A 9,964-nucleotide genomic window follows, 5' to 3' on the forward strand; every position below is an offset into this window, starting at 1 on the left:
GCTAGGGGCGCAGCAGCCGCTCGTAGGCGGCGCGGCGCTTCTCGCGGCCGAGCACGTCCTTGAACGCCAGGGTGCCGCAGCGCTCGTAGCCGTGCTTCTCCAGCAGCTTCTGCATGGGGACGTTGTCCGGGTAGACGTCGGCGCGGATGCTGGCGCGCCCGCCCGCGCGCGCGATGTGGTCGGCCTTGTCGAGGATGAACATGCCCACGCCGCGCCGGCGGGCCGGGTAGTCAACCGCCACCCAGTGCAGCTCGGCGTAGGGCTGGGGCTGCGCGGCGGTGTCGGTGAGCCAGGCGCCGTCGAGGGGGCGCTCGTAGTTCTTGTCGGGCGAGAACGACACGGCGAACACCGCGATGGTTCGGCCGTGCGCGTCCTCGATGACGTGGGTGGTGCCGTTCTTGATGCTGTGCATGAGGCGGCGGGCCGACGGGTACTTCTTCGAGCGGCCCTCGTCGATGCCGAGCTCGGCGAACGTCTGGTGGCCCACGTCGAGCAGCGCGGACACGCGGTCGAAGTCCTCGCGCACGGCCGGGCGGCTCGTGTAGTAGCCGAGCACCGACGCGCGGCCGGCGAACAGCGGCGGGTCGTCGTAGTCGGAGGCGGGCAGCGCGCCCTCGGCGAGCTTGGGCTCGCGCTCGGTGACGAGGAAGATCATGGCCACGATGAGCGCGCAGCCCGCGAGGTCCCACACCGACACCGGCGTGTGCAGCCAGAAGAGCGCGAGCACCATGGCCGACACCGGCTCGACGCAGCACAGCAGGCTCGCCTTCACCGGGCCGGCGTCGTTCACGCCCTGGAGGTAGAGCATGTAGGCCCCGAGCGTCCCCACCAGCACGATGGCCACGAGCGTCGCGAGCCCGCCGGTGGACAGCTGCACGTCCATCGTCCACGGCTGCACCACCGCCGAGGCGGCCGAGCCGCCGAACAGCATGGCGAGGCCGGTGACCAGCATCGAGCCCCACTTCCCCAGCACGCGCACGGGCATGAGCGTGTAGAACGTGAGCGCCACGGCCGACACGAGCCCCCAGGCCAGGCCCTCGGGCGGGATGGCCAGCCGGCCGGGATCGCCCTGCGTGGCGATGACCACCATGCCGCCGAGCGCGAGCACCAGGCCCGCCGCCTCGCGCACGCGCGGCAGTCGGCGGTTGCGCAGGCACACGTAGAGCATGATGAGCACGAGGCCCACTTGCTCGATAGTGGTGCCCACGCCGGCGCTCGTGTAGGCGATGGCGTTGAGGTAGCTCAGCTGCGTGAGCAGCACGCCGAAGATGGCGAACGCCGCTATCTGGACGAGCGAGCGCCAGTCGCGGAACACCGCCACGAGGTCGCGCCAGTTGCGCATGGCCGTGAGCGCGAGGAAGAACACGGCCGCGATGACCATGCGCACGCAGGTTATCCAGGTAGCCGGAGCGCCGTAGTCGTCCATGAGCAGCTGCGCGCACGTGCCGGAGAACCCCCAGCAGATGCCGCCCGCGAGCGCGCACACCACGCCCCGCGCCACATGGCGGCCCCCGGCCGCCGCCACCGCTTCCGCCACTTGATCGAACCCTCTTCCCGCACCGTCTGCCAACAAAGCCGAAGCATTGTCGCACCTCGCGCCCCGAAGGTAAAGGGGGTTGCGGCAAGTTCCCGCCAAAGACCAGCTAGAGGCGGCCGTCCTCCAGCATGCGCTTCACGAACTGGCCGGTGTAGCTGGCCTCCACCTGGGCCACTTCCTCGGGGGTGCCCTGCGCCACGATCATGCCGCCGCGCTCGCCGCCCTCGGGGCCGAGGTCGACGATGCGGTCGGCGCACTTGATGACGTCCAGGTTGTGCTCGATGACGAGCACGGTGTTGCCGGCATCCACCAGGCGCTCGAGCACCTCCAGCAGCTGCCGCACGTCCTCGAAGTGCAGGCCGGTGGTGGGCTCGTCCAGGATGTAGAACGTCTTGCCGGTCTGGCGGCGCTGCAGCTCGCTCGACAGCTTCACGCGCTGCGCCTCGCCGCCGGAGAGCGTGGTGGCGGGCTGTCCCAGGCGGATGTAGCCCAGGCCCACGTCGAAGAGCGTCTGCAGCTTGCGGCGGATGCCGGGGATGTTCTCGAAGAACGCGAGCGCGTCCTCCACCGTCATGTCCAGCACCTCGGCGATGTTCTTGCCGCGGTAGGTGACCTGCAGCGTCTCGCGGTTGTAGCGCGCGCCGCCGCACACCTCGCAGGGCACGTAGATGTCGGGCAGGAAGTGCATCTCGATCTTGATCTGGCCGTCGCCCTTGCACGCCTCGCAGCGCCCGCCGTTCACGTTGAACGAGAAGCGCCCCGGCCCGTAGCCGCGCGCCTTCGACTCCTGCGTGCTGGCGAACAGCGCCCGGATGTCGTCCCACAGGCCGATGTAGGTGGCGGGGTTCGAGCGCGGCGTGCGCCCGATGGGGCTCTGGTCGATATTGATGACCTTGTCGATCTTGTCCAGGCCGGTGATCTTCTTGTACGCGCCCGTGCGGCGGTGCGCGTGGTTCACGCGGTTCGCGAGCGCCGGGGCCAGCGTGTCGGTGACCAGCGAGCTCTTGCCGCTGCCGGATACGCCCGTGACCACGGTGAGCGTGCCGAAGGGCACCTCGAGCGTGACGTTTCGCAGGTTGTTCTCCGTCGCGCCCGTCAGCTTGAGCGAGCCGCGGCGGGGCTTACGGCGCTTCTCGGGCACGGCGATCGAGCGCCGCCCGGACAGGTAGTCGGCCGTGAGCGAGCCCTCCGCGTTCACGATCTCCTCGGGCGTGCCGATGGCCACGATCTCTCCGCCGTGCTCGCCCGCGCCCGGGCCCATGTCCACCACGAAGTCGGCACTGCGGATGGTATCCTCGTCGTGCTCGACCACGATGACGGTGTTGCCCAAATCGCGCAGGCGCTCGAGCGTGGCGATGAGCCGCTCGTTGTCGCGCTGGTGCAGCCCGATGGAGGGCTCGTCCAGGATGTAGAGCACGCCCATGAGGCCCGCGCCGATCTGCGTGGCCAGGCGGATGCGCTGCGCCTCGCCGCCCGAGAGCGTGGCCGTGGCGCGCTCGAGCGTGAGGTAGTCGAGCCCCACGTCCACGAGGAACTTGAGGCGCGCCTTGATCTCCTTCACGATGGGACCGGCGATGTGCTCCTCCGCGCCGTGAAACTCGAGGCCGCTGAAGAATGCGAGCGAGTCCGCGGCGCTCATCTCGGTGACGTCGTGGATGGAGCGGCCGTCCACCGTGACTGCGAGGATCTCGGGCTTGAGGCGCTTGCCGCCGCAGGTGGCGCACGGCACAACAGCGAAGTAGCTGGCCAGCTTCTCGCGCTGCGAGTCGGACTGAGCCTCCTGGTAGCGGCGCTGCACCGCGGCGAGCGCGCCCTCCCACTCGATGTACCAGTAGGTCTCGCGCCCGTCCACGGTGACGTAGTCCACGCGCACCTTCTGATTCCCCAGGCCGTACAGCAGCGCGTCGGTGGCCTTCTTCGGCATGTCCTCCCACGGGGTGGTCTCGTCGGTGCCCATGTGCCGGGCCACGGCGCGCAGCACCTGCGGATAGTAGTTTCCGGTCTTGAACGGCGCGATCACGCCCTCGGCCAGCGTGAGCGAGGGGTCGGGCACCACGAGCGACGCGTCCACCTCCTCGCGGCTGCCGATGCCGAGGCAGTCCGGGCAGGCGCCGTAGGGCGCGTTGAACGAGAAATCGCGCGGCTGCAGCTCGTCCATGGAGTGGCCGTGCTCGGGGCACGCGAGCGCGAGCGAGAAGATATGCTCCCCCGCCCCCAGGCCGCCCTTCGCGCCGGAAGACTGCCCGCCCGCCTCGCCGAGCGGCTGGCCGTCGGGCCCAAGCACCTGCACGAGCACGCGCCCGTCGGCGAGCTTCGTCGCCAGCTCCACGGCCTCGGCGATGCGGCTCGTGGCGCTACCTTTAAGCTGCACGCGGTCCACCACCACGTCGATGAAGTGCTTGATCTTCTTGTTGAGGGTGCGCGGCTCGCCGTCCAGCTTCACGATCTCGCCGTCGATGCGCACGCGGCTGAAGCCCTCCTTCTGCAAGTCGGCGAAGAGCTTGGTGAACTCGCCCTTGCGCCCGGTGACCACCGGGGCCATGACGATGGCCTTCGCGTCCGGCGAGAGCGCGAGGATCTCGTCGGTCACCTGGTCGGTGGTCTGCTTCATGATGGGGCGCCCGCATTCCGGGCAGTGCGGAATGCCCACGCGCGCGAACAGAAGGCGCAGGTAGTCGTAGATCTCCGTGGTAGTGCCCACCGTGGAGCGCGGGTTCTTGGACGTGGTCTTCTGGTCGATGGACACGGCCGGCGACAGGCCGTCGATGCTGTCGAGGTCCGGCTTGCTCATCTGCCCCAGGAACATGCGCGCGTAGCTGGACAGGCTCTCCACGTAGCGGCGCTGGCCCTCGGCGTACATGGTGTCGAAGGCGAGCGAGGATTTGCCCGACCCCGACAGGCCCGTGAACACCACCAGCTGGTCGCGCGGGATGGTGAGGTCGATGTCCTTGAGGTTGTGCTCGCGGGCACCCTTGATGACGATGGCGTTCTGTCCCATGTGGCGTATGCTCTTTCTATCACGCGGCGGCCGCAGGTTTGGCTACCGGAGAACTATCATTTCCGTGCAATCGTTCATTCTAGCGCAGCCCGGCGAAAAGAGCGCGCGAAAACATCCGTTCGTGTCAAAGCGTTCAAACGATGCGCACAATTTGTTCGATGCGCGGCAGACCGAAGGATCCCGTCCGGCGTGGGTAAAGGATGTGTCGCCTTCCGCAGGTGGTAAACCCCTGACTTCGCCCGTCTCGCCAACCATGACCTCTGCGATTTGCTATCATATCGCTTCGGAATAGCGCGGTCTGCGGGCCGTGCCCGAGGACGGAGGCTCCGCATGACGTACTGGTCGCTCGCGGCTGAATGCATGGCGCTGCTGCTCATCGTGGTCATGGCGCTGTACGCGCACGGCAGCTTCAAGGTGGCGCCCACGCGGCGCGGGCACCTGTTCAACGCGGCGCTGCTTATGGCAGGCGCCTCCATCGTGCTCAACGCCGTCTGCACCATCCTCCTCGAGCGCCAAAGCGCGCCCCATTGGCTTTTGCTGGCGCTCAACAGCGCCTACTTCCTCGTCATCGTATGGACGGCCAGCCTCATCGCCCTCTACCTGTACGACCTCATGCTGGCGCACGTGCACCAGGGCTCCTGCCATCGACGGCTCACGGCCATCGTCGTCGCCCTCAACGTCGCGTTCGCCGCGCTGCTGATGGCGAACGTGTGGACGGGCGCGGTGTTCGCCATCGCCGCCGACGGCGCCTACGTGCGCGGCCCGCTGAACGCCACCGGCTACGCGATAGTGGCCGTCGAGGTGGTGCTCGCCCTCATGTGCTACGTGCGCAACCGCCGCAGCGTAGATGCGCGCGTGGTACGCGTGATGCGCACGCTGCCGGCCGTGGTGGTGGGCATGGGCGCGTTCCAGCTCATCTACCCGGAGCTGTACCTGAACGGCTCCATCGCGGCGTGTGCCCTCATCATCATCCTGCTGAACTTCCAGAGCAGCCGCCTGGGCACCGACAGCCTCACGCGGGCCCGCGACCGCATGAGCTTCTACGAAGAGCTGCGCCGGCGCTGCGACGACGGGCGGCCGTTCCAGATAGTGCTGGTGGCGCTGCACGACTTCGGCTCGGTGAACAACCGCCTGGGGCATCGCACGGCCGACGAGGCGCTGTACCTGACGGCCAGCTGGCTGCGCTCCTTCGACCGGAAGGGCGACGTGTTCCGCTACGGGAAGGTGTCGTTCGCCCTCGTGCGCCCCTATCGCGGCGAGGCCGATGCGAAGCGCGCGCTGGAAGCCGTGGCCGCGCGCTTCGACGAGCCGTGGGCGCTCCAGGGAACCGTCTGCGAACTGGCGTTCAGCTGCTGCTCGCTCGTGCGCGACGGGCAGGGCTGGGACCCCGAGCGCATCATCGTCTACCTGGACGCCCTCATCACCCGCGCCCGCGACGGCCGCCTGCGCACCGTGAGCTTCGACGAGGACTTCCAGCGCACGGTGGACCGCCGGACGTTCGTAGCCGAAGAACTCAAGCGCGCGCTGGCGGAGAAGTCGTTCACGGTGGTGTACCAGCCGGTGTTCTCGTGCGCGGAAGGGCGCTTCACGCAGGCCGAGGCGCTCGTACGCCTGTCCGACGCGGGCGGCACCCCCATCCCGCCCGACGAGTTCATCCCGCTGGCCGAGCAGATGGGACTCGTGGACGAAGTGGGCTGGTTCATGCTGGAGGAGGCGTGCCGCTTCCTGTCCGCGCGCCCCGATCTGCCGCTGAACGCCGTGACGGTGAACCTGTCCATGCCGCAGATGCTCGACCCCCATCTGGAGCGCCGCGTGGCCGAGCTGCTGGAACGCTACGGCGTGGAGCCCTCGCGCCTGAAGATCGAGATCACCGAGCGCGTGCTGGCCGAGAACGAGCGCACGGCCGCCGACACCATGGAGCGCCTCGCGCGCCTGGGCGTGGGATGCCATCTGGACGACTTCGGCACCGGTTTCTCGAACTTCGCACTGGTGATGAAGCTGCCGTTCGAGGGCGTGAAGGTGGATCGCAGCCTGCTGGCATACATCGCCGAAAGCGAGCGCGACCGCCAGGCCGTGGGCCGGCTCGTGGCGCTCTTCCACGCGCTGGGGCTGCCCGTGGTGGCTGAGGGCGTGGAGACCGAGGAGCAGGACGTCGCCGTGCGCGCGCTGGGCGCCGACCGCATCCAAGGCTACCGCTACGCCCGCCCCCTCGACGGCGACGCCCTGGCCGAGCTGCTGGCGACGGAGTAATGCGCCTATCGCCCGCAGGGGACTGTATCAAAAGTCCCGAAATTGAAGCTCATTATGGGAACGTTCCGCAGGCGGCCGCAAGGGCAAACCCCTGCCCTACGCTTAAACCCGCGAGAACCGACGAGGCAGGACTTATAATGCACCGACCTGTGACACACTCAGAGCAGTAATGCGCAAAACGTCGCAAAATGATTCATTTACTATTTATAAAACGTCGCACACTAAGCACTATTCTCTTCATAAAACGTAGTATACTGCGAGTGAACCTCTGCGGATACCCTGGAGCGAGGAACTGAAATGGCCTTGAAACGCAAAGCGCTTAAGCATCTTGAACGGTGGAAAAACAACCCCGACCATCGCGCCCTCCTCATAACCGGAGCACGCCAAGTAGGAAAAACCTACCTTGTCCGTGAGTTTGCCCGAAATCATTACGACACGTTTATTGAGATCAATTTCGTTCAAACACCCAGCGCTACCGCCATATTCGAAGGCGATCTGGATGCTCGCACCCTTATTGCCAATCTCACCGCCTTCAGCAGCAAGCCGCTCGTACCGGGAAGCACCTTGATCTTCCTCGACGAGATTCAAGAATGTCCCCGCGCTCGAACCGCCATAAAATTTCTAGTGGACGACGGACGGTTCGACTACATTGAATCGGGATCGCTTTTGGGCGTGCGCTACAAAGAAGTCCCCTCTTACCCGGTGGGATACGAAACCTATCTGCGCATGTATCCGCTCACTCTAGAAGAATTCTTCCACGCCAACGGAATCCAACCCGAGGTATTCGAGCATGTTCGGGCCTGCTTTTCTCACCGCACCCCTGTAGCTGAAGCCCTACACGAACGGTTGCTAAAGCTGTTCCGGCTCTACCTTGTTGTCGGCGGTATGCCGGCAGCTGTCCAGGAATTCGTCAACTCAAGCGACCTGGCGCGCGTACTCAAAATCCAAAGGGATATTCTCGCGCAGTATCGCCAAGATATTGCACGTTACGCGAGCGACAAGACACATGTTCATGCCATTTTCGACCACATACCGGCAGAGCTGGACAAGAAGAACAAGCGCTTCAAACTCTCCGACCTGGCAAAGACGGCTCGTATGGAGCGTTATGCAAGCGATTTCATGTGGCTTGCGGACGCTGGAGTCGCGCTTCCCTGTTACAACACCAGCGAACCTAAGGCCCCGCTCGCCATCAACGCGCAACACAGTCTTTTGAAGGTGTTCCTTTGCGATGTGGGACTTTTGGGCGCTGCACTTGGAGGAACCGTCCAGTTTGAACTCCTCCAAGGAAACATTGATGTGAACTGGGGCAGTTTGTTGGAAAATGCTATCGCTCAGCAGCTGGTCGCCCACGATTTCGATCTGTATTACTATGACAAGCAGAGAGTCGGCGAAGTGGACTTTCTTTTGCAGGACGGCAAGAGCATAGTGCCCCTTGAGGCGAAGTCGGGAAGAGACTTTCGTAAACACGCCGCGCTCGACAACCTGCTTGCCGTACAGGAATGGCGTCTCAGCAGCGCCTTCGTTGTCTGTTCTTGCAACATCGAGCAAAAAAGCAAGGTCACTTACCTCCCTTGGTACGCGCTCATCTGCATCGAAAAACCCGAACTGCCCGAGAGCTTTGTTGTAGATATGAACGAATTCATCTAGCGCACCTCAGCTTTGCTGCGTCCCACTCGAAGCGCCGGGGCGACCGTTTGAAGGGTCGCCCCTGGTGACCCTTCGCGTTGCATCAAGTCAGCGACGCACCTGGCGGCGCGCTGTTTTGGAAGGATCCTTCGGCGACGCTCCCTTGCGGCGCGCTGCTCAGGACAGCACGAGGCTTCAGCGGGACGCCTTCCAGCGGCGTTTGTCGTCGTACACGCTGCCTCCTATCCGATTGGAAGATGAACAGGACGACGCAAGCGTTCCTTTTAACCGGCGCTCGTCAGGTGGGGAAAACCACGGCGGTTCGCGAATTCGCCCGCAGAGAGTACGACATCTTGTCGGAGGTGAGCTTCTACGGGAACAGGGCCGCCATCGAAACCGTGTCACAAGCTGCAGATGCAAGCGACCTTCTTTTCCGGCTGTCCGTCCTCACGGGCAAGCGGCTGGAACCGGGCAAAACCCTGCTCTTCCTGGACGAGGTTCAGGAATGCCAAGATCTTCTGACGTGGGTGAAGTTCCTGGCCGAGCGTACCGGCCTCGATATCGTGCTGTCGGGTTCCCTTCTGGGGTTGGACGCGCTCGTCAACGTTCGCTCCCTACCTGTGGGCTTCCTCCAGGAACACATCATGTTCCCGCTTGACTTCGAGGAGTTCTGCTGGGCTGCCGGATTGGCTGACGGGGCATTCGACCGCTTGCGCGAGTGTTTCAGCAGCGTCTCTGAGGTACCAGGCTTCCTCCACGACAGGCTTATCGATCTTTTCTACAAGTATCTGCTCATCGGAGGGATGCCTGATGCCGTCCAGGCTTTCGCCTCGTCCTCTGAAATCGTCCCCGTTCGGAATTCCCAGCGCGCCATCTTCGACCTCTACGAAGATGACATGGCCAAATACGTCGACAGCAAGCTAGAAGCCCGCCAAATCAAGATGATCTACGAATCGATCCCCGGCCAATTGAACGCGCCAAGCAAGCGCTTCAAGTACGCGCGCCTGGAAAAGAACCTGCGCTTCGTCAATATGGAGACCGCGTTCGATTGGCTCGATGCAGCTGGCGTGGCGCTTTCCGCAACGCGCGTGGGCGAAACGAGCTTTCCCCTCGGACTCTCGGAAGACCGCAGCTCCTTCAAGCTTTTCATGAATGACGTGGGGCTTTTGACGTCTCGGCTCATGGGCAAGGCCGCCCTCGACATCGTCAACCGCACGTCGGGGGTGAACTACGGCTCGATCTTCGAGAACGCCGTAGCCCAAGAGCTGAAGGCCCACGGATTCAGGCTTCACTACTTCGCCTCGAAGAAATTCGGTGAGGTCGACTTCGTGGTGGAAGACCCCGACATGGGCACCGTTATACCTATCGAGGTGAAGTCGGGAAAGGACTACAAGCGCCATAGCGCCCTGAACAACCTGCTCAAGAACCCAAAGAGAGGCTTTGAGAAAGCAATGGTCCTCTGCGACGGCAACGTGGAAGAATCCGGCCCAATAACGTATCTGCCTATCTACATGGTAAGCCTCATCGGCCGATTGGACGCGTAGGCCCCTTCG

The 9,964-nt window shown here is 64.5% G+C and carries 5 protein-coding genes; 3 read left to right on the forward strand and 2 right to left on the reverse strand.

Going from position 1 to position 9,964, the window contains the following annotated elements:
• Position 1: 1 nt before the first annotated feature.
• On the reverse strand, positions 2-1,537 hold the full coding sequence (locus FX134_RS03045) for a GNAT family N-acetyltransferase (protein ID WP_232050824.1): 1,536 nt from the start codon (positions 1,535-1,537) through the stop codon (positions 2-4).
• A 106-nt stretch (positions 1,538-1,643) separates the two neighbouring features.
• On the reverse strand, positions 1,644-4,535 hold the full coding sequence (gene uvrA / locus FX134_RS03050) for an excinuclease ABC subunit UvrA (protein ID WP_080797487.1): 2,892 nt from the start codon (positions 4,533-4,535) through the stop codon (positions 1,644-1,646).
• 330 nt (positions 4,536-4,865) lie between these two features.
• On the opposite strand from uvrA, the gene FX134_RS03055 reads away from it, so the two are divergent.
• The 3 genes from FX134_RS03055 (at position 4,866) to FX134_RS03065 (ending at position 9,955) form a co-directional block, all read left to right on the forward strand.
• The gene (locus FX134_RS03055; RefSeq protein ID WP_080797488.1) at positions 4,866-6,785 is read left to right on the forward strand and encodes a putative bifunctional diguanylate cyclase/phosphodiesterase; all 1,920 of its coding nucleotides are present in this window, start codon (positions 4,866-4,868) and stop codon (positions 6,783-6,785) included.
• A 297-nt stretch (positions 6,786-7,082) separates the two neighbouring features.
• Complete coding sequence (locus FX134_RS03060; protein ID WP_080797489.1) at positions 7,083-8,432, forward strand: ATP-binding protein; 1,350 nt, start codon at positions 7,083-7,085, stop codon at positions 8,430-8,432.
• Positions 8,433-8,668: 236 nt separating this feature from the next.
• A complete protein-coding gene (locus FX134_RS03065) occupies positions 8,669-9,955 on the forward strand; it encodes an ATP-binding protein (RefSeq protein WP_080797490.1) in 1,287 nt (428 codons plus the stop codon).
• Positions 9,956-9,964 lie beyond the last annotated feature (9 nt).

The organism is Arabiibacter massiliensis (assembly GCF_902386925.1).
In the GTDB taxonomy this organism is placed as follows: Bacteria; Actinomycetota; Coriobacteriia; order Coriobacteriales; family Eggerthellaceae; genus Arabiibacter; species Arabiibacter massiliensis.